The sequence below is a fragment of the Leptolyngbya sp. 'hensonii' genome, assembly GCF_001939115.1.
Taxonomy (GTDB): Bacteria; Cyanobacteriota; Cyanobacteriia.
This window is the reverse complement of the sequence record NZ_MQTZ01000042.1, coordinates 52,535-73,393: the sequence shown is the minus strand read 5'-3', so window position 1 is coordinate 73,393 and position 20,859 is coordinate 52,535. Positions and strand designations below refer to the sequence as shown.

The 20,859-nt window shown below is 52.2% G+C and carries 19 protein-coding genes; 14 read left to right on the top strand and 5 right to left on the bottom strand.

Features of this window, described 5'->3' with window-relative positions; all coding sequences use genetic code 11:
- Positions 1 to 21 precede the first annotated feature (21 nt).
- Positions 22 to 606 carry a pentapeptide repeat-containing protein gene (locus BST81_RS14545; protein ID WP_075599232.1) on the top strand — a complete coding sequence of 195 codons (585 nt, stop codon included), beginning with the start codon at positions 22 to 24 and terminating at the stop codon, positions 604 to 606.
- Between the two features lie 36 nt (positions 607 to 642).
- Here BST81_RS14545 and BST81_RS14540 read toward each other — a convergent pair whose 3' ends face one another.
- Both BST81_RS14540 and BST81_RS14535 read right to left on the bottom strand, forming a co-directional pair.
- On the bottom strand, positions 643 to 2,052 hold the full coding sequence (locus tag BST81_RS14540) for a DUF4335 domain-containing protein (RefSeq protein WP_075599231.1): 1,410 nt from the start codon (positions 2,050 to 2,052) through the stop codon (positions 643 to 645).
- Positions 2,049 to 2,654, bottom strand: a complete 606-nt coding sequence (locus BST81_RS14535; protein ID WP_363080110.1) for a DUF3038 domain-containing protein — start codon at positions 2,652 to 2,654, stop codon at positions 2,049 to 2,051. Before BST81_RS14535 ends, BST81_RS14540 begins: the two co-directional genes overlap by 4 nt.
- Here BST81_RS14535 and BST81_RS28110 point away from each other — a divergent pair.
- The 3 genes from BST81_RS28110 (at position 2,644) to BST81_RS14525 (ending at position 4,657) form a co-directional block, all read left to right on the top strand.
- Entirely contained in the window at positions 2,644 to 2,883 is a 240-nt protein-coding gene (locus tag BST81_RS28110) for a hypothetical protein (protein ID WP_171974763.1), read from the top strand. The two genes, BST81_RS14535 and BST81_RS28110, sit on opposite strands and share 11 nt — an antisense overlap.
- A gap of 135 nt (positions 2,884 to 3,018) precedes the next feature.
- Positions 3,019 to 3,534: an adenine phosphoribosyltransferase gene (locus BST81_RS14530; protein ID WP_075599229.1), complete on the top strand. Its 516-nt coding sequence runs from the start codon at positions 3,019 to 3,021 to the stop codon at positions 3,532 to 3,534.
- A 13-nt stretch (positions 3,535 to 3,547) separates the two neighbouring features.
- Complete coding sequence (locus BST81_RS14525) at positions 3,548 to 4,657, top strand: ABC transporter permease (RefSeq protein ID WP_083636876.1); 1,110 nt, start codon at positions 3,548 to 3,550, stop codon at positions 4,655 to 4,657.
- A gap of 61 nt (positions 4,658 to 4,718) precedes the next feature.
- Here BST81_RS14525 and BST81_RS14520 read toward each other — a convergent pair whose 3' ends face one another.
- The gene (locus BST81_RS14520; RefSeq protein WP_253188292.1) at positions 4,719 to 5,585 is read right to left on the bottom strand and encodes an alpha/beta hydrolase; all 867 of its coding nucleotides are present in this window, start codon (positions 5,583 to 5,585) and stop codon (positions 4,719 to 4,721) included.
- Positions 5,586 to 6,071: 486 nt separating this feature from the next.
- Between BST81_RS14520 and trxA the strand changes: the two genes are divergently transcribed.
- From trxA to BST81_RS14505, 3 genes are all read left to right on the top strand, one after another.
- The gene (gene trxA / locus BST81_RS14515; protein WP_075599227.1) at positions 6,072 to 6,395 is read left to right on the top strand and encodes a thioredoxin; all 324 of its coding nucleotides are present in this window, start codon (positions 6,072 to 6,074) and stop codon (positions 6,393 to 6,395) included.
- Positions 6,396 to 6,779: 384 nt separating this feature from the next.
- The gene (locus BST81_RS14510) at positions 6,780 to 7,847 is read left to right on the top strand and encodes an LOG family protein (protein ID WP_075599226.1); all 1,068 of its coding nucleotides are present in this window, start codon (positions 6,780 to 6,782) and stop codon (positions 7,845 to 7,847) included.
- 112 nt (positions 7,848 to 7,959) lie between these two features.
- A complete protein-coding gene (locus BST81_RS14505; protein ID WP_075599225.1) occupies positions 7,960 to 8,949 on the top strand; it encodes a CHAD domain-containing protein in 990 nt (329 codons plus the stop codon).
- On the opposite strand, the gene BST81_RS14500 is transcribed toward BST81_RS14505, so the two are convergent.
- The gene (locus tag BST81_RS14500; RefSeq protein ID WP_075599224.1) at positions 8,932 to 9,723 is read right to left on the bottom strand and encodes a YdcF family protein; all 792 of its coding nucleotides are present in this window, start codon (positions 9,721 to 9,723) and stop codon (positions 8,932 to 8,934) included. The two genes, BST81_RS14505 and BST81_RS14500, sit on opposite strands and share 18 nt — an antisense overlap.
- A 132-nt stretch (positions 9,724 to 9,855) precedes the next feature.
- Here BST81_RS14500 and BST81_RS14495 point away from each other — a divergent pair, with 132 nt between their 5' ends.
- The 7 genes from BST81_RS14495 to BST81_RS14465 all read left to right on the top strand — a co-directional run bounded on the left by BST81_RS14495 (position 9,856) and on the right by BST81_RS14465 (position 20,241).
- Positions 9,856 to 10,467, top strand: a complete 612-nt coding sequence (locus BST81_RS14495) for an SET domain-containing protein (protein WP_075599223.1) — start codon at positions 9,856 to 9,858, stop codon at positions 10,465 to 10,467.
- Between the two features lie 216 nt (positions 10,468 to 10,683).
- Positions 10,684 to 12,909 carry an ATP-binding protein gene (locus BST81_RS14490; protein WP_075599222.1) on the top strand — a complete coding sequence of 742 codons (2,226 nt, stop codon included), beginning with the start codon at positions 10,684 to 10,686 and terminating at the stop codon, positions 12,907 to 12,909.
- A gap of 10 nt (positions 12,910 to 12,919) precedes the next feature.
- Complete coding sequence (locus BST81_RS14485) at positions 12,920 to 13,783, top strand: NAD(P)-dependent oxidoreductase (RefSeq protein ID WP_075599221.1); 864 nt, start codon at positions 12,920 to 12,922, stop codon at positions 13,781 to 13,783.
- A 13-nt stretch (positions 13,784 to 13,796) separates the two neighbouring features.
- The gene (locus tag BST81_RS14480) at positions 13,797 to 14,084 is read left to right on the top strand and encodes a cupin domain-containing protein (protein ID WP_083636875.1); all 288 of its coding nucleotides are present in this window, start codon (positions 13,797 to 13,799) and stop codon (positions 14,082 to 14,084) included.
- 125 nt (positions 14,085 to 14,209) lie between these two features.
- Positions 14,210 to 17,908: a chromosome segregation protein SMC gene (gene smc, locus BST81_RS14475; protein ID WP_075599437.1), complete on the top strand. Its 3,699-nt coding sequence runs from the start codon at positions 14,210 to 14,212 to the stop codon at positions 17,906 to 17,908.
- A 274-nt stretch (positions 17,909 to 18,182) separates the two neighbouring features.
- A complete protein-coding gene (locus BST81_RS14470; RefSeq protein ID WP_075599220.1) occupies positions 18,183 to 19,193 on the top strand; it encodes a PRC-barrel domain-containing protein in 1,011 nt (336 codons plus the stop codon).
- Positions 19,194 to 19,206: 13 nt separating this feature from the next.
- On the top strand, positions 19,207 to 20,241 hold the full coding sequence (locus BST81_RS14465) for a glycosyltransferase (RefSeq protein WP_075599219.1): 1,035 nt from the start codon (positions 19,207 to 19,209) through the stop codon (positions 20,239 to 20,241).
- On the opposite strand, the gene BST81_RS14460 is transcribed toward BST81_RS14465, so the two are convergent.
- Positions 20,238 to 20,795, bottom strand: coding sequence for a DUF2854 domain-containing protein (locus BST81_RS14460; RefSeq protein WP_075599218.1), 558 nt, complete (start codon positions 20,793 to 20,795; stop codon positions 20,238 to 20,240). The genes BST81_RS14465 and BST81_RS14460 overlap by 4 nt on opposite strands.
- Between the last annotated feature and the right edge of the window lie 64 nt (positions 20,796 to 20,859).

Here is a 20,859-nt window from a genome sequence, read left to right as displayed (position 1 = left end):
ATTGATTGAGATATAGGCCGCATGGATATTGATGAGCTTCTGAAGCGATACGCAGCAGGGGAAAGAGACTTCAGTAGAATAGACCTGGGTAAAGCGAATCTTTACAGAGCTAACCTGAGCGAAATCAATCTCGCGGAGGCCAATCTCGCGAATGCTGATTTAAGCCGCGCCAATCTGTTTAGAGCGAATTTGCGGGGTGCCAATTTAAGTTATGCCTCTTTGACTGCAGTCAATCTTACGGGGGCGAATCTGAGCGAGGCAAACTTGAGTCACGCTAATTTGATTGTGGCTGAGCTCTGTAAAGCCAACTTAACCCACACAAAACTAATCACCGCCCGACTCTGGAAAGCAAATTTGAATGGAGCTAATTTGAGTCAGGCCAAAGTCAATCACGCTGATATGGGGCTTACCGATCTGGTCGGCGCGATTTTGATTGAGACCCATTTGAGGGAAGTTGATTTGAGTGGGGCCAATCTGATTACAGCGAACCTAAAAAAGGCAGACTTGCGACAGGCCAATTTGCTGGGGGCCAATCTCTGGAAAGCAAATTTAGAGGGGACGAACCTGAGTGGAGCCACCATGGCAGATGGGATCATCCATCCCTAAAGGAGGCAGCGGTCAAACCTCTGAGGGCATTGGGTCCTAACGATAGCCCCGCCATGGACTAACCTGGAGTACACCATTCGGCTGGAAAACAACCTTGAACAGCCCTTTCCTGGGGGCCGTGCCCTTAGGGTTTTCAGGGGAAACTGCCTTCACCAGTTCAGGCAGGGGAATGTCCTGAACGTAGTCATAGGCAGGTTGATTCACGGGCTCATAATGGGCTAACACCCCATTTTCATCCACCTCAACCCGGTAAATCAGTTCCTTAGGAAACTCCGGTTTCGTCTGCCACTTCTCATTGATCTGCTTATATAGTGCCCGGTTCAATGTCTTCAGTTGAGCCGGTTCAGTGATTTCTGGTGCGGCGGCAGGGGCTGCCGCAAAACCTTTCCAGGAGCTGATATCCAATTCTCCTGCAGAGGTGAAGACCACCTTGAACTGGGCGATCGCAGCCGGTGGCTGGGGGGATTCCCCAGTAGGAATTTTCCTCAGACTCGGCAAGGGGGTTTTGTCGGCATTGTTCAGGGCCGCATCGTTGAGGGGCTTGTAACCGACGATCTGACCTTCCTGATTCACACTGACCCGGTATTCCAAGGCCTGCTTAAAGTCAGGATTCACTTTCCAGGACTGATCAATCTGATTGTAAAGCTTTTGTCGGAGGGTCCCAATGACAGCCAGATCAGAGATTTCGGGCACATTACCGGCTGTCGCAGCGGCATTCGGATCGTCCGGTTTTGTGGATTCAGGTTTTTCGGTGGGGCTGGCCTGCGGAGACGGGGATGTCCCAGCCTGTTGGGGCTGAGGAGGTTTGGAGGCACCAGGAGTTGGCGTGGAACCCGATTCAACAGCGTTGGGGGAGGGCTGGGGTGGCTTGACCTCAGGAACCGGTAGATAGAAAGAAGCCACAGCAGCAACTGCCAATCCAGAAATGCCCAGGGCTGCGGGCAAAGCTCGTTTCGCCGCAGGTTCTCGATTGATGGTCAACCGTTTGGGCAGGGGAGTCAACTGGGGCACCAGGGCTGGCAGGGTCTGAGCATCGGCAAAAAACTGATCGATCGCCTCTACCAGGTCAAAGAGTTGCACGGTTGTGAGATTAATCTGGACGGGGGTTACCATTTCATCCCCTGGTTGAGGCCTTACGGTCAATTGATGGAGTCCCTGACCCAGGTTCTGGAGATGAACGATGGAAGCCCGGTGACGGTCTGGCTCCTGGCTTTCAATGGTGCTGAAAAATTCTTGGGCATAGTGGCTCACTGTTGCCACCAGATTCTCGAAGAACTCTCTTCCCCCACGCAATGATTTTTCGTGCCCGACGATATAGCACTCGGCGCTCATGAGAATGGACATCAGAGGGCGGGTCTCGGTTTGCATCGCAAAACCTCCTCCCTCACCCAGGCCCTGTAATGTCAGGGTGCAGTTCGGCAGGCTGTACTGACGCTGAATCGTCATTCAATTTCTCCATCAAATAAGCTAACCCAGAACCGTTGCATTCCGGCTGTGCCGGTGCAGAACAACAGGCGTTCTAGCAAAAAGATCGCCAGCTGATTCAATCCCTCATCACTGTAGGTTCCCTTATCATCATGGTGGGAAGATGCAGCAATATCAATCCTGGTGTATTGAGCCACGATCGCCATGCGACGGGGATTCATCCGCTGACAAAAATGAACCCGAAACCGTTCCAGATATTCAGACAGGCGGAAATGGTGTTCGACGGAAAGCTGTTTTTCATCCAGTTGCTGATAGGCCAGCAGGAGTTGGCGGGTGAGCACAGTCAGCCGCCGAGACAGATGACAGGTGATTGCAACTAGAGCCTTGGCTTCAATGAGACGGAGCGGGCGACGCTGGCTGTATCGCCGCAGAGGATTTGTACTCCGAAGCAGCCACAAGGTGACTCGGTTCTTAATAATGCTTTGCAACTCTAACTCTTCTGATGCGGCCAGAATTGCTTCAGATCCGCCTAGATCAAGGGCTTCGATCGTCAAGAGCATGAGGTCAATCATCAACCGGAGGCGGCGGGGGCAGGCATCATCCGGTAATGGGATGGCCGGCAAACTCTCCAAAATCAGCGGAGCAATTGGCGCAGATGAACTGGTTGACGACATTACATTCACAGATGTACTCATTCTGACTGGTGTGTTAAGTGAACCCCTGACGGTGAAACTTTCAGCAGCATTCTACCCAAATCAGGATCTCACAATCCCAACGATCTCGGATCCATCTTATATAGGATTCCCCCAGTCTGCTGGAATCATTTCAGCATTTAAGTCTATCCCGTTTTAAGTCTATCCGACAGGTTTCCTGTTGGACCCGTTCAGGACAGCCGCTCAGGTAGGAATGTGTAGATGGGTACGGTGTGCGTCTGCCTAACTGTGGTATAGGATTTCGGTGGCATTTGTTTTAAGAATATTTGGTTTTATGGACCTCAAAGCCCTGATTCGCGAAATTCCCGATTTTCCGAAACCCGGTATCCTGTTTCGAGATATCACTACCCTGCTGAGAAATCCCCAGGGATTACAATACACCATTGATTATCTGGCAGAGCAATGTGCTGACTTTGGGGTGGATTATGTGATTGGTATGGAATCCCGGGGTTTTATTTTTGGCGCTCCCCTGGCTTATCGCTTAGAAGCAGGATTTATCCCGGTGCGGAAACCAGGCAAATTACCAGCTGCAGTCCATACGGTTGAATATGAGTTGGAATACGGCATGGATCGCCTGGAAATGCATCAGGACGCCCTGCATGACGGAGCTCGGGTGCTGATTGTGGATGACCTGATTGCCACGGGGGGGACGGCTGTGGCCACTGCTCAACTGGTGGAGCGCAGCGGCTGCAGTCTGGTCGGGTTTGGCTTTATCATCGAACTACGCGACCTGGAGGGGCGGAAGCGGTTACCCGCAGATGTTCCGATCGTGACCCTGGTTGAGTATTAAATTTGCGAGAGAAATGACCGTATCTGAACGTCGTGGACTACAGTCAGCCTGGGACAACCTGGTAGCAGCACTCACCGGTGAAACGGCTGTTTATATTCTGAAGCGATTTTTACAGGCTCTGTTCACCCTCTTCCTGGCCTCAGCCCTGTGCTTTTTCATCATTCAACTGGCTCCGGGAGATTACCTGGACACCCTGAAGCAGAATCCCAAGATTAAACCAGAGACGATCGATCTATTGCGTCAGCAATTTGGCCTGGATTGCACCTGGGCCAAGCTCTTTGTTGGCCAATTCCAAGGGCCTGGCTGGTTGGCTGAGGTGATTTGCTGGGCCGGTCAGTATTGGCGCTGGCTGACGCAAATCCTGACCCAGGGCAACTTTGGGACCAGTTTCATCTATCAGAGATCGGTTGCGTCGCTGCTGTGGGAAAGGATTCCGGCCACCCTCTTGATGGCTTTTGCTTCCCTGATCGTCACCTGGGCGATCGCAATTCCGCTGGGGATCGTCGCAGCGGTGAATCAGAATCGCGGGATCGATCGGGTCCTGCAGGTGCTCAGCTACACAGGTCAGGGCTTTCCCAGCTTTATCACGGCCCTGGCTTTGCTGTTCCTGGCCCAAATGACCTCACCACTTTTTCCCGTTGGGGATATGACTAGCATTGACCATGCCGACCTGACCCTTCTGGGTAAAATTCTGGATCTGGGCTGGCATCTGATTCTGCCCACGATCGCCCTGAGTATCATCAGCTTTGCGGGGCTGCAACGCATTACCCGAGGGGAACTGCTGGATGTGCTGCGACAGGATTATATCCAGACTGCCCGAGCAAAGGGGTTGCCGGAAAATAAGGTAATTTACGTGCATGCCCTCCGGAATGCGATTAATCCTTTGATTACCCTACTGGGGTTTGAATTTTCCAGTCTGCTGAGTGGGGCCTTCATCGCTGAATTTTTCTTCAACTGGCCCGGTCTGGGTCGGTTGATTTTGCAGGCCGTCTATGCCCAGGACATTTACCTGGTTATGGCTAGCTTGATGATGGGGGCAGTCATGTTGATTGCGGGTAACCTGCTGGCAGACTTGCTACTGAAAACAGCAGATCCGCGTATTAAGCTGGCGGATCTCAATTAGCTTGGCATCGCTGCGATCGCGGTACAGATGGAGGATGGGCCATCTGTAGGATTCCTTGCTTTCAGGATAGATATTTTCTCATGAAGGGCAGAATCTCAGCGATCAGGAGGTCTGGATTTTCCTCATGCAGGCCTAAGGAACCTGGCAAGCGACACACCTGAGCCCCGGAGAAATGGGCCAGAAACTCCATCTCCCGGCGTGATTTTGGTGGCGTTTGCTCACCGATCGCAACCAGCACCGGTACTGGTAACGGCTGGAAGTAGGCCATGAAGTCATCCCGCTGTCGGACTGGATCGAGAGCCCCCGTAACAAAGGCAACGGAAGCAAAGCGGGCTCCCCATCTTTGAGTCGTTTGCCACTTGCGCCAGATGAGGGAGCGGGTTACTTTTTTGGCGCTGGCATAGACATGCCGTCGATACATCAGGTAGAGCAAGCCAGGAAAGGTATTCAGGAGGTAGAGAAATTGACCCACAAATGGCAAGTTGACCAGAAACTGCAGGCTGCGATAAATCCGGCGATGTTCCCCCATGGCGGTGGGCAGGGGGCCTCGCCAAGTGGGAGCCACCAGCACAACCCATGACCACAAAGGAGGCTGTTGCTGAGCCAGTTTCATCACATATCCGGCAGCATGCCCCGCTGCAATCACCACCACAGGTGCGCTAAAAGTGGCCTGGACAAAATCCCGCAAAAACCCCTGATAGAAAGCCGGTTTGTATTGTAGAGCCGGTCGATCGGACTGTCCGAACCCTGGCCAATCCAGCGCAAAAACTTGATACTCAGTAGCCAGCAACTCCGCCAAGCCACGCATTTCAGTGCGGCTGGAGACAGTACTGAAGGCAGGAAGGAGCAGGATTGGCTGGCCCTCCCCCAAAATTTCGTACGTGATTTGAACTGGTTTGCCTTTCCAGTTCCACCGGTAGGTTTGCACAGTACCCCCCAGGCAAGCAGAGGTTACGGACGTCTTGGTTAAAAATGGCGCTGTCATACTTACGCTATCGAGGGGGGCAAAATTTAGGCTGACAATTTTTTGTAATTACTGCCCCTTTCCTAAAGAAAGCTTAAAAGTTTTTAGTCTTTTGGGGAACCACTGGAAAATCTGCAACCGTCGCCTAAAATAGAAATAGCGGAGACGAATGTTTCCGTTCACTCCTCACACCACACTCCGCCCGGACTTCGGTTCGGGCGGTTCCTTATCTCTATTAAACCGCTTTATTGACCCAGCATTTATTAAACAACGATTAAACAGCAATGAATGCAAATGGCAATGATGTCTGGGATAACTTTAATTTGCTAGCGTTCCGGGTCATCAATCCTATGTCTAAATGTATCTAAATGTATAAACTTTGGGACAAGAATCGACCGTCGGCACTATGTTAGAATTCTAAGAAAATACTCCAGTTAAGGTTTGTCAGGCATGTCAGTAGCTGTGCAAGTTACAGATTCTACATTTGAGCAAGAAGTTCTTAAGAGTGACATCCCCGTACTTGTTGATTTTTGGGCTCCTTGGTGTGGCCCCTGCCGCATGGTTGCTCCGGTCGTCGATGAAATCGCTCAACAGTATGAAGGTCAGGTGAAGGTAGTAAAGGTCAACACGGATGAAAACCCCAGTGTTGCTACTACTTATGGTATTCGCAGCATCCCGACTCTCATGATCTTCAAGGGTGGTCAAAGGGTGGATATGGTTGTTGGTGCTGTTCCTAAGACAACGCTTGCAAACACTTTGGAAAAGTATATTTAGGAAAACCCTGCCAATCTGAATTGGCATTCAGTGGTTCACCTCAGGCTAGAGGTTGCAGGAATCGTGTCAGGCAGAAATCCTTTCCCTGTCAGATTTGCCTGCCGGGGGCTTCATTTTTTCGCCTGATTCACAGTCCTGAATTGTTAACTCCAACATAATTAACGCTAACGTAATTAACGCTAACGTAATTAACTCTAACGTAATTAACGCTAACGTAATTGACGCTAACGTAATTAACTCTAACGTAGAGTGGCTTTAGCTCCTGCCACTGAGCTAGAGGTTTTCAGCTAGCCTTTTCCATACTTTCCGTTTGCCTGTTAAGTGCCTTAGGGTTAAACCTGGGGCATTTTTAGTCTGACTTAGTCTGGCAAATCCGAGGAATCCATGGCCTTATCTTTCCACCGCAAGGAACTTGAGTCTCTACAGACTGAAGTCAATGAACTCATTGAACGGCTTCCGTCTCTAGAACAGGGTGAGCTGATTCAGCAGGCGCTGACAAGCCTACTGCGAATTACAACCCATGAGATTGGACGATTAGATTGGAAAATCTTGACCGCTTCTCTGCAAGATATGGAGCGAGCTTTTAAGACTTTCTATGCCTATCGCCACATTCGTAAAGTCACCATTTTCGGTTCAGCGCGCATCCTTGCAGATACGCCGGAATATCGCATGGCCGTAGAGTTTTCCCGTCAGGTGACCCAACAGGGTTTTATGATCATGACGGGGGCGGGCGGGGGCATTATGCAGGCGGGGAATGAAGGAGCTGGGCCAGAAAAATCCTTTGGTCTAAACATTCAACTCCCTTTTGAGCAGGGAGCTAATCCGTTCATTCAAGACGATCGCAAACTCATTCACTTCAAATACTTTTTCACTCGCAAACTCTTCTTTCTGCGGGAGAGTGATGCTCTGGCCCTATTCCCAGGTGGCTTTGGCACCTTAGATGAGGCTTTTGAATGCCTCACCCTCTGCCAGACAGGAAAATCTCCCCCCTTACCCCTAGTCCTGATTGATCGTCCGGGTGGGACTTACTGGCGGAGATGGCGGGATTATATTGAAGAAGAACTGATTCAGAATCGGTTGATCAGTCCCGAAGATACCAGCCTGTTTACAATTACCGATGATTTGGATGTGGCCTGTCAGGCGATCAGCAGTTTTTATCGGGTTTATCATTCCTGTCGTTACGTGGGCAATCAGCTGATCATTCGCCTCAAGACTGATCTAACAGAAGGGGATGTCCAACTTTTGAACGATCGATTCAGCGATATCTTAGTTCAAGGTCGAATTGAGAAAACCCAGGCTTTGCCCCAGGAGACCCTGGATGAAACCAGCAAGCTTCCGAGGTTGGCGCTGTTTTTCAATCAACGGGACCTGGGTCGTCTCTATCAGTTGATTGGTGCGATTAATCATTTAGGGGTACCATCCCCCGCAGTGGAACATCCTGAGCAAAAGTAGGGCACAGAGCAGGTCTCGCCCTAATTAAGAATCAGGAGGTCCGTGAGACAGTCAGCCTGGGGAAGATTTAGACTGGAAGAGCTACCAACTTTGATCTTGCAGGGATATCACCATGAAAACGCAGACTGTCACAGCAGAAAAGCAGGCAACCTATGGTGACTATGCCCATCAAATGATTCAACAGCAGTATAAAAAGCTGCTCAAGCTAGAATCTGCTGTGCTTCAAGATGTTGACCCAGAGCCGCTGCACGAAATGCGTGTGGCGATGCGCCGCCTGCGAACTGCATTGCATGTGTTTGACACTGTCCTGGAATTGCCCTCAGAACTAACGGGAAAGGCTATTGCTAAAGTCTCTAGAATTTTAGGTACAGTTCGGGATCTGGATGTTCTCTCTGCCGACTTGCAAACCCGATATGCCCCCCATCTCTCAGAGTCGGAGCAGAAAAAGTTTCAGCGGGTTCTGGAGGGGATGCAACGCCAGCGGGTGAAAGCCTTTGCTCGCCTGCAAAAAACTTTACAGGGTGAGACCTACACGACCCTGAAGCAAACCTTGCAGAGCTGGCTGAAACACCCCTCTTATACACCCTTAGCCCAGATTCCCATCACCCAGATTGTCCCCGATCTCCTGGCCCCCTTAATCAGTTGTCTGCTGCTGCACCCAGCCTGGATGGTTGCGACGACCTTCCGGGAAGGTCAGATGAAGATTTTGAAGAAATCTGGAACGCAGGCGATCGATCGTGACCTGGAACGGTACAGCGAAGTTCTCCATGATCTGAGAAAACAGATGAAAGGTGTCCGATATCAGGCCGAATTCTTTGCTAACTTCTACGGGCCAGCATATGCGGATCAAATCAGGGATTTTAAGACTATTCAGGATCTTCTGGGCCAACTGCAGGACAGTGCTGTGTTGCAGGAATTTCTAGTCGATCGACTGAACGTTAATTTGAAAGAGGAATTCCCCAGTTTGTTGCAGTACTTGCATCAACTCCGCATTGAGCTCTGGCAAACCTGGCGACCTCTACAACAGCGCTATCTCAGTCCAGAGTTTCGCCAGCAACTCCGACTGCAGATTTTAGCCCCTCAGTTACAGCCAACCGCGTAGTCGGTAAATCGCAATCCCGAGGTATTCTTTCAGGGCCCGGGTGGTGAATCCTAGCCGTTCTGCATCTGGAATCAAATCCAAGATAACGCTCTGCCAGCTTCCCTCGGAGGTTTCTGAGGCAGGCTGATAGGTCATGATGAAGTCTGTGGGAGCAGGGATGGCATCGATTCCCTCATGTTTAAAGATCAATCGGGATCGGGGCATGTGGGTCGCAGTGGTCACCAGCAATACCCGCTGCAGCCCTTTTTCCTGCAGGATTTTTTTGACATTCACAGCATTCTCATGGGTGTTAAAGGAAGTCGGATCTTGCAGAATTGCGGTGGCTGGGACTCCCAATTGTTGGGATAAGTCCGCCATGTCACTGGACTCCGGGGGACCACCCTGACGCCAGTCAATTCGTCCACCACTAAGAACCAGGTAGGGGGCCTTGCCCTGACGATACAACTGGGCACCATAAATGACCCGATCGCCCGCATCCGTAACATCTACGCCAGGTCGGGGCTGTAAGGGAGGACGGGTGCAACCACCCAACACCACGATCGCATCTGCCTGGGGTAGGGTTGTGGGCAGGGACTGCCACTCCAGAGATTTGAGCAACTGGCCAGAGACCCAACTGCTGCTGGAGAGTAACAAAACCCCCAATCCCAGCGCAATAACACCTGCAGCCAAACGGGGACGCTTCCAGATCAGAACCAGGGCCACCACCATCAGGAGGCAAGTCAGGCCGAGGGGATACAAAAACAGAGGCAGTAATTTTGAGAGGAATAAGAACATCTGCAGTCTCCATGGTCATACTTGCAATCATCACGGGCCAATGGCCCACCTGAGAATCTGTCAGTCCCGCCCCACCATGCGGGAATACTCATGTTAACGTCAATTTTGAGAGTCTCCGACTGGTTTCGCCCTATGATGCACCCCCACACTGAACTTCGCTTTATCAATCACCAGATTGGATTTGGCGTGTTCGCGACACAATTTATTCCCAAAGGGACGATTACCTGGGTTCTGGACGATCTGGACCAGAGGTTGGATGAATCCTATGTATTTTCGACCCCACCTGTGTTGCGGGAACGCCTGCTCAAGTATTCCTATCGGGACGAGCAGGGAAAATACATTCTTTGTTGGGATATTGCTAAGTTTGTCAATCATAGTTTTAACTCCAGCAATATTGGCACAGCATACAGTCTGGAACTGGCAGCCCGGGATATTTACCCCGGAGAAGAGCTGACGGATGATTACGGTTACTTCAATCTGGATAAACCCTTTGACTGTTTCCCAGAATCAGGCTGCGATCGCACCCGCGTTTTGCCGGATGATATCCTGCGCTATTACCCGGAGTGGGATCGGAAAGCAGCCGCTGCCTTTACCCGTTTTAATCAGGTTGATCAGCCCCTAAAAGTGCTGATTGACGAGATTGCCTGGGAGAAATTAGTTTGGGTGGCCTCTGGCCAAACGCCGATGGAGTCGATTCTGAATTGTTACTACGATCGGACTCGCCCCCTCAAAGCTGTCAGTTGAATTAGGGGTTTCAGCCTCAGAACGGATGGTACCCATGCAGTAGTATGCTGAAAGGGATTTCTGGCAGGAGGTTTGTACAGATTGGGTGAAGCCTCATCCAATTGGGTTGGATATGGCCCATTATGATATAGGGCATATGGACACCTATCCTCTGATCCCTCTCTCTGTTGCTGGAGATTTGGGCCTGCTGGGGATTCAGACCTAATTTAAGAGACTATGCAGGTTACTGCTTCCGACTCACCTCCAAAACGTAAATGGCGGGTTTCCCTATTAAATTCGGTTGGCCTGCGCCTGTTTCTTTCGGTTTTGTGCGGCTCTCTGATTGGTCTGGGCTGCGCCTCCTATCTGTTCTATCAAAGGCTGGTGCAACAGGCTCAGGATGAATTGATTGCTCGATTGGATGTCAAGGCCAAATCCCTGGAAGGGAGTTTTGATACGGTTGAAAACTCGGCCCGTCTGGTGGCAACTTCGGCCATTACCTTCTACGAAGCCGGAGAAAAACGGGAAGAGGTGTACGTCAACCTGATCCGGGGGGCGCTGAAAAGATCTCCCCTGGCTACAGGATTGGGTTTTGGCCAACCCCCAGAAAATCGGTTGATCATCCCCTCCCGTAAGTACGCCTATCCCTGGGCCATTAAAGCCAGTGACGGGACCGTGACCGCCAAAGGCGGAGAATCCGATCCAGCCAACTTTAAGGAGGGTTACTTCCGTAAACCGATCGCAGCCTGCCAGCAGCTTTCATCCATCAATCTCTGTAAGGGTATCTGGCTGGAGCCGGTTAGCTATGAGGAAACCACTGTTGATCCGCCTCGTACTTTTGTCACCACTAGTTATTCTCTCCCTTTCTACAGTGCTAAAGGTCAATTGCTGGGGGTTTTGGGGCAGGATATCGAATTAGGGTTTCTGAGTGGTATCCTTTCAGTCCCTGTGATTCAAGATGATGGCTATTTTGTTCTGGTCAGTAGCCAGGGGAAGCTTGTTGCCTATCCCCCAAATCCTGATGCAGCGCTGGCCCTCAAGCCTTTTCCCCAGATTAATAACTATGCCCAGCTCTGGGAGCAAATCCAGACGGAACTGCAGGCCACGAATAGCGGTATTGTGTCCTGGACCGACAGTCAGGGGAAGCGGGAGTTTTGGGCTTATCGCAAAATTCCTAATACTGGCTGGATCTTGCTGGCCTCCGTACCCCAGTCAGTGGTCTACGGTCCTCTGCTCCGCTTAACGGCTGGCGGAACCTTACTGGCTGCTTTCTTTGCCGCCGCCTTTCTGCTGATTGTGGTGATTCAGTTCGTGCGTAACCTCAATCGTCGATTGCAACCCATTATGGATGAGTGCAACCGCTTGGCAGAAACCAGCCTGAAAGGGGAAGAACTGATGGGGCGGGAAGATGAACTGGGACGGTTAACCATCTCGTTCTACAACCTTTTGGGCCAGGTAACGGTTAACGAGAAGCGCTTGCGCCAGGAAATGGCCCGATCGGCCAAGGCATTCCAGGCTTTGCAGCAGACTCAGGCGCAGTTGATTCAAACGGAAAAGATGTCGGGCTTAGGGCAGATGGTCGCTGGGATTGCCCATGAAATTAATAATCCGATCAATTTCATTTACGGTAATCTGCCCCATGCCAGTAGCTATACTCAGGATCTGCTGAATCTGATTGAGCTATATCAGCGGAAGAGTCCGACCCATGACCCTGAAATTCAGGCCATGGAGGAGGAAATTGACCTGGAATTTCTGGTCGAAGATCTGCAGAAAATGTTGACATCGATGCGGATTGGGGCCGATCGGATCCGCGAAATTGTGCTCTCCCTGCGCAACTTCTCGCGCCTGGATGAGGCGGAAATGAAGTACGTCAACATCCACGAAGGGATCGATAGCACACTCTTAATCCTGCAAAATCGGCTGAAGGCAACAGCCAATCATCCGGCGATTGAGGTAGCGAAAAATTACGGAGACCTGCCGCCCGTAGAGTGTTATGCTGGTCAACTCAATCAAGTGTTCATGAACATTCTCAGTAACTCGATCGATGCCCTGATTGCCCGATTTGGGACTGATGCTGAGGACAGGCTAGAGGGCAATGGGCAAGCTTTAGATTCTGCCCCACCATCGCTCTACCCTGCCGAAGCAGGCCCATCCCCTGCCATTATGATTCGTACCGGCATCACCCATGATCAGGAGCGGGTCTTTATCTGCTTTCAGGACAATGGTCCTGGCATTGCCCCAGAAGTCCAGTCCAAACTCTTCGATCCCTTTTTTACCACCAAACCGGTGGGTAAGGGGACGGGGCTGGGGCTGTCCATCAGCTATCAGATTGTTGTAGACAAGCACCATGGGTCATTGAAATGTTTGTCTGAGATCGGGCAGGGGGCAGAATTCTGGATCGAGATCCCCATTTCTCAGAACAAACCTGCGGAAGTATTATTCCAGGAAGAGTCGGATGAATAAGGACTGTTCTATGTCAGTGGGGTTGATGGGGGCTGGCCTGATGGGTTCGGCTATGGTTGAGCGCCTGCTCGATCGTCAAATTCCTGTGATGGCCTATAATCGAACCCCAACTCGACTGGCGGCGCTGGAGACCCAGGGCGCGAGGATTGCCAGCTCTCCGGCTGAAGTCCTGCAGCAAACAGAGGTGATTCTGCTCATGTTGACGGATGCAGACGCCATTCGGACAGTATTGCTCACTGGGAGCACGCAAGCACTGCTGGCCGATCACACCGTCATCCAGATGGGGACTATCTCACCCCAGGACAGTCAGACGATCGGAGCTGAGATTACCGCTGCTGGTGGAGACTATCTGGAGGCTCCGGTGCTGGGAAGTATTGGAGAGGCCCGTTCTGGCCAGTTACAGATCATGGTCGGTGCATCCCCAGCCCAGTTTGAGCAGTGGATCGGGTTACTGCAGCATTTGAGCCCAGCTCCCCGCCTGATTGGACCAATAGGGACGGCAGCAGCCCTCAAACTGGCCCTGAATCAGTTGATTGGTTCCCTGACCACCGCTTTTGCAGCCAGCCTGGGGCTGGTGCTACGCCAGGGAATTGAGGTTGAGGTCTTTATGGAGATCCTGCGACAGAGTGCCCTCTATGCCCCTACCTTTGATAAGAAGCTGCAACGGATGGTAGACCAGAATTTTGCTCAACCCAATTTCCCCACCAAGCATCTGCTGAAAGACATACAGTTATTTATAAAAACTGCTGAGGCTGCAGGTTTGAATGTGGCCAATGTTGTAGGCGTAGAGGAGATCTTGGAACAGGCGATCGCCCTGAACCTGGCGAATGAAGACTATTCTGCCCTGTTTGCGGCAATGAACCCAACGTTGTGAGGACCCTATAGCCATGGACACCCAGGAATTGCACATTCAGGTCGATCATCACCCCACGGCAGACCATCTGACTCAATTGGGGGTTTCGACCTGGCCCACCTGGTCCAAAGAAATTTCTGAATTTCCCTGGACCTATGAGGCTCAGGAAACCTGTTATTTGCTGGAGGGTGCTGTGGAAGTGACCCCAGAGGGAGGCTCTCCCGTCTCGATCGGTCAAGGGGATCTCGTAGTTTTTCCAACGGGAATGTCCTGTACCTGGAATATCCTCAGTCCGGTGCGTAAGCATTACAAATTTGAATAGCCATCCATCCGGCCCCGACCCATTCCTTTGGAAAATGACTTATGCTAGACAAAATTTTCGCCAAAAATTTTGTCTGCAAGTTAGACTTTTAGTATATATGTACTTAATTGGGGCCAGTCTCGCCAGTGCACATTAAGCGCGTTGAGCTTTCCCATTTCAAATCTTTCGGTGGCACAGCCCGGGTGCCGCTACTTCCTGGTTTCACGGTAATTTCTGGCCCCAACGGTTCAGGGAAGTCGAATATCCTTGACGGCCTCCTGTTTGCCCTGGGGCTTTCAGGGTCAAAGGGCATGCGGGCGGAGCGCCTCCCTGACCTGGTCAACCATAATCAGACCACTAATAAGGGACGGGCCACCGTCGAGGCCAGTGTTACCGTTACCTTCGACCTGGAAGACTACTTTGAACCGGCTCCGGAAGAGTCCCCCCTGGCGGAGGAGCCTGCAGAAACAGAGCTGGAGCCAGAACTGGAGCCAGAACCGGAGCAGGGAGAAGGGAATGCTCTGATTTCCGAGCCAATCCCCGAGGTTCGCCGCACCTCCAGCCCTAACCTGTCCGGGTTGACGGAGTGGAGTGTGACCCGCAAGTTACGGGTGACGCAGCAGGGAACCTACACCTCCAACTACTACATCAATAGCCAGCCCTGCACCCTGAATGAATTGCATGAACAACTTCATCGCCTGCGAATTTACCCAGAGGGCTATAACGTAGTGCTGCAGGGGGATGTTACCAGTATCATTTCGATGAATCCCCGGGAACGACGGGAGATTATTGATGAGCTGGCCGGAGTGGCTGCCTTCGATCGCAAGATTATTCAGGCCAAGGATAAGCTGAATGCGGTCAAAGAGCGGGAAGAGCGCTTCCAAATTGTCGAAAAGGAACTGATAGTCCAGCGCGATCGGCTGGCCCAGGATCGGGTCAAGGCTGAAAAATATCAGAAACTGCGCCAGGAACTACAGACAAAGTCCCAGTGGGAAGCAGTTCTGACCTGGCGTAACCAGCAGCGTCAGGCTCAGAAACTCCAGCGCCAGATCGAGACCGACGATCTCACCGCAGCCGATCTGGTGGAGCAGGTGGCCACGATTGCCACGGAGTTGCAACAGTTAAACCGGGAGTTGCAAGACCTGGCCGATCGGGTAAAGATTCTGGGGGAGGAGGAGCAGCTCGCCCTACAATCGACCCTGGCGACCCAGGAGGCAGAACTACGCCAGCTCCAGCGACAAGAGCAGGATTTGCTTAAGGCAGGGCAGGAGGCGGCCAATCAACTTGCCCGCACCCAGCAAGAGATTCAGGAGCACCTCCGGCATCTGGAAACCGTGGCCCTAGAGCAACAGACTGGCACAACGCGGGAGTTGCCGGGGCTGCAGGCAGCCTGGGAAGAAGCCCGTCAGGCCCTGGAACAGAGTCGGGAAGCGGCCAACGCGATCGCGTCGGCCTCGGAAGCCTGGGTGCAACAGCAAACAGCCCTCCACCATCAGATTGATACACTGCTCCGAACCCTCACCCCTCACCAGACTGAGCAGGCCCAGCTCCAGGAGAGGGCTACTCAACTGGAACGCCAAATGCTGGATCAGGGAGATCTACTCCAGACCCTGGATCAGGATCTGGAGGCTCACCAGGCTCAGGAGGGAGACATTATGCTGGTGAAGCAGCACCTGATGGAACGGGTGCACAGCCTGGCCCAGGCTGTGGCAAGCACAGAACAGCAATTGCAAATCCAGCAGGAGACCCGCGATCGGCTCCTGCAGGAACAACGGGAAAAGCAGCGCCGCTTGGACCGGTTGGAAGCCCAAACCCAGGCCATGCAGGAATCTCAGGGCACCCAGGCCAGTCGCCTGATCCTGCAAATGGGGATACCCGGGATCTGTGGTTTAGTAGCGCAGTTGGGACGGGTGGAGCCGCGCTATCAATTGGCCCTGGAGACGGCAGCCGGGGCGCGATTGGGGCATTTAGTGGTCGAGGATGATGGCATTGCCTCAGCGGCGATCGAACTCTTGAAACAAAAGAAAGCAGGCAGAGCCACCTTTTTACCCCTGAACAAGATTCAGGCACCCCGGCCCCTCTCTCTGGCTACCTGGAAACGGGCAGAGGGGTTAGTAGATTTTGCTCTGAACCTGATTGAATGCGACGATCGCTATCGGGATGTGTTTGCCTTTGTTTTTGGCAATACGATCGTGTTTGAAACCCTGGAGGCAGCCCGACGTAACCTGGGCCAGTTCCGGATGGTAACCCTGGATGGGGAGTTACTGGAAACCAGTGGAGCTATGACCGGGGGCAGTGTGGATACCCGTTATGCCATTCACTTCGGTAAGGTCGCGCCTGCGGAATCAGCCGAGGTGGCAGAATTGCGGGATCGCTTGCAGGAGGTCGATCGCATCCTGAGTCGCTGTGAAACAGAAATCAGTCGCCTCTCTGTGTTGGCAAAACAAAAGACCCAGGAGCTCATAGAGGCTCGTCAACAGTTGCGGGAAACCGAACTGCAGGCAGAGAGGCTACAGTCGGAGATCGGACGACTGGGACAGCAGCAGACTCAAACTGGGGAGCAGCGGGCTCGGAACAATGAAGAACTGACGACGGTTCGGCAACGGCTAGATGTTTTGGCCTGTGAGTTACCCCTACAGGAGGCAGAACTAAGGCAATTGCGAGCGGCTCTGGCAGATCTGGAGCAATCTCAAACCCACAGTGAATGGCAGCAGGCTCAGGCGATCGTGCGCGAACGGGAGGCGCTGCTCCAGGGGCGGGATCAGGCCCTCAGAAAGATGGAACAACACCTGCAGGATTTAGAAAATCAGGGGCAACGCTTACAGGAAAAGCTCCAGCAACTACAGGGGCGGATAGAAGACTACCGGGGGCAACAGACGGCTGTTTTAAATCAACAGACTGCCCTCAGTCAGCAACAGAGTATCCTGCAGGGAGAAATTGCCCAGACCCAGACGGCTCTGGCAGCTCTGGAACAAACCCTGGGGTCAGCCAGGCAGGATCGCGATCGGGCTGAACGCCAGGTGCGGGAGCGAACTATGGCCCAGCAACAACTCGAATGGCAGGCGCAGAAATTGGGGGAAACCCAGACGGCCCGCCGGACTGAGTTGGCAGCTCTCCTGGAGCAGTTGCAAGCCCAACAGGGGGAGCTGCCTGATCCCTTGCCTGAGATTCCCGAGACCCTGGGGGCCGAGCAACTGCAGCAGGAGTTGAGATCTCTGCAAAAGCGGCTCCAGGCAATGGAACCTGTAAATATGCTGGCCCTGGAGGAGTACGATCGCACCCAGACCCGACTGCAGGAACTCAGCCAAAAATTGGCAACCCTGAATGAAGAGCGCACGGAACTGCTCCTGCGGATTGAAAACTTTACCACCCTGCGGCAACGGGCTTTTAGGGAAGCTTTTGACGCCGTGAATATCAACTTCCAGGCGATTTTTGCCGAGCTATCGGATGGGGATGGCCATCTTCAATTGGATGATCCCGAAGATCCCTTTGGTAGTGGCCTAAACCTGGTGGCCCATCCGAAGGGAAAGCCGGTCCAGCGGCTGGCCTCTATGTCGGGGGGAGAGAAATCTCTCACGGCTCTCAGTTTTATCTTCGCCCTACAACGCTACCGACCTTCTCCGTTCTATGCTTTTGACGAAGTGGATATGTTTCTAGATGGTGCAAATGTGGAGCGCCTGTCTCGCATGATTCGTCGTCAGTCAGAACAGGCTCAGTTCATTGTGGTCAGTCTGCGGCGACCGATGATTGAGTCGGCTGAACGGACGATCGGGGTGACTCAGGCCCGTGGGGCCTACACCCAGGTCCTGGGGATTGAACTACAGCCTCGAACGGCATCTGTTTAGGCCTCAGACCAGGATTGCTTTCAACGTTCTCCTCCATTCGTTCCCAGATAAGGGGCTAGAATGGGAACGAGCTTTCTAAAGCTATGGCTGATGCAATGGATCAAGATGCTGACTCTGCGGATTCTATCAAGCCGATTGAGTCAAATCGTGAGCAATCGCGCTCAACAATGATCTGACCTGTACTCAGGGATTTGTTGCAGTGCCTTTTGTGCACACCTGCTACCATATCTGGATTAGGCTCTACTCTACTTTCTGCGTTCTTAACAATCTTGAAATGACATCCGATAAAATCTGGCAACGCTCTGATCTACTTGGTACCCAGGTCATTACCCGCGACACAGGTAAGCGTCTGGGGGTCGTCAGTCAACTATGGGTCGATGTTGATCAGCGTGAGGTGGTCGTCCTCAGCCTGCGGGAGAACCTACTCTCTGGCCTGGTTTCCGGTGTACCCAAGTTTATGCTCCTCAGCAGCATCCGACAGATTGGGGATGTCATCCTGGTGGACACGGAGGATGCAATCGAAGATGTCAATGTGGATGTTTACAACAGCCTGACCAACAGTGAAGTGATCACGGAAACGGGTGAACCCCTGGGTCGGGTACGGGGCTTCCGATTTGATGTGGAGAACGGCAAGCTGGCCTCCCTGATCATTGCCCAGCTGGGTCTGCCCCTGATTCCGGATCAGGTGATCAGCACCTATGAACTGCCGGTAGAAGAAATTGTCAGCAGTGGTCCCGATCGCCTGATTGTGTTTGAGGGTGCAGAAGACCGGCTAAATCAATTAACCGTTGGCATTCTGGAGCGCGTTGGCATTGGCAGACCGCCCTGGGAAAGGGATGAGGATGAGTTGCCCTACGCCCCCACCACACCGGTCGATCGTCAACTTCCCGCCCCCCAGAAAGTGGCATCCCAGCCTCCTATGCGGGCAACCCGCCCTGCCGTAGAGGAAACCTGGGATGATGATCACTGGGAGCAGCCTGGAGCAGCCCCGCCTAAGCGGATGATGCGTCAGCAGCAGCCACAACCTAATTATTACGAAGAAGACTCGAACTGGAGTCCAGCAACCAATCGTGATAGCTATCCTCAAGAGGAATACGATGAGGATGACTACGACGAAGCTTATGAAGACGATTATGACGAGGATTATGAGAATAATCCGATAGTTAAGTCAAGCTTTGATGAGAGTGTCGAGGAAGATGTCTGGGGTTCGGAAGCTGAATCTCGTCAGCCATTGAAGATTCCTGAAAAGAAAAAAGCACCGGAGTACGAAGAAGAAGGGTATTAGATGTCAAACGGCTATGCACAACAAACCTGTCCTCTCGATCGTGACTCCGACGCTGGGAAAATTTTCTGATTACTGGCTGGAGCAATTACTCAAGGTGCAGGGTGCAGTTGAATTCGTGATGGTTTACCCCCCCAACAACAGGATTCGACCCATTGAAGATAGTCGGGTGAAGCTGATAACGAGTCCGTTCAAGGGTGAGATGATGCAGCGCTTTGTAGCATTGCTCAACGCTTCAGGGGACTATGTTCTGGCGCTGGATGATGATGATCTGGTTCATCCTGATGTGGTGGATCTGACAGTCCAGTACTTCAACCGATTTCCAGAGAGCTGGATTCTCAGACTTAAAAAAGCCGTGATTGATTTTCGAGAAGAAGCCCGGATTTACCAAAATTGGGCTCCCACCCCTGATATTAACTCGTTGAATGTTGATCGAAAAACCCCAGAAAATCCCTATCCTTACCAGCAAGGGCAATTTACAGGGTTGCTGGAAGTGCCGATCTCCCCTCTGGACAAACCTCTGAATCTGAAGCTGTTGCTCTGGCCCCTGACCGAGAGAACTGATAATGAAGGTTATCATTTTGAAAATTTCAACAATGTGGTCTGGCGCAATACGTTAGTCCAGCAGGCTCTGCCCGATCTGGCTCAGGGGAGCAAACTGCTAGGCCCCTTGACTTGGATTCCCTTCTCCGGGTTCGATCGACTCATGGGGTTGTTTGTCCAGGCCAAATTCTTCCAGAAGGATCTAACCATAGGTCACTGGCTGCCTGGGGCAGAACAAATTCGCTATATTGACAAGCCTGCTGTGCTCAAACCACCGCGGTTTCATGTTGTGACCGATGTGCTCCTGGTCAAAACCTTTCCACAGTACGGTTATCTCTGGAATCTTTTTATCAGTAAGCTCTATGGCGTCCCCAGAACTGCTGCTAAAGCTTTGCGGTGGCGATTTCGTAAACCCTCGATCGATGATCTGGTGCCTATCCCTGAGCCCATGACCTCCCGGCTGGCTAGCCCTGCCCCCCCCCTGTCTGAAGGGCAACGAGAAGGTTAAGCATCCGTCTTAGGAGTTGCAATCAAAGCCAGTTCAATTTTTTGATCGGCAGGCTGGGTAATCTCAACCCGTAAATCAGGACCAAAAAATTTTTCCATTTTCTCTCGCTTCTGCTGCCAGGTTTCCAGGGTAATAAAGGGGGAATCAAATTGCAACAGAAGGGCATAGTCACCATTCACATTGGTTTCCCATATCCCCTGGAGCACAGGCCGTTCTTGCTCTGTTGGTCTAAGCCCCAGATGTTGCAGCGAGCTATCCAGGTGAGCCGATTGGCCATAGCGATAGCGCGTCACGTCTAGGCGAATCTGGTTCTGCGTGACGGTGGCCTGCCGATCGCGCAGGGCTGCAACTTCTGGGGAGGTCGGTTGGGTGTAAGGGATGGGTTTAAGTTCGCCAGCCTTCAAGGCTAACCCCCCCAGCAGCAGCGGAATACCGTAGAAGAAACCCGCCAAGTTCAGGGTTGCGTTATCTGTGATATAAGCCGCCACCCCTACAATGGTCAGAACCCCTCCAATCCACAGTCCTAAAGTCCCTAACGAAGTTTGACGCAGCATAAGCGGGATATAACCTTCATAGACCAACCTCTCGATTAAGGATACAGGATACAGACATCAGAAA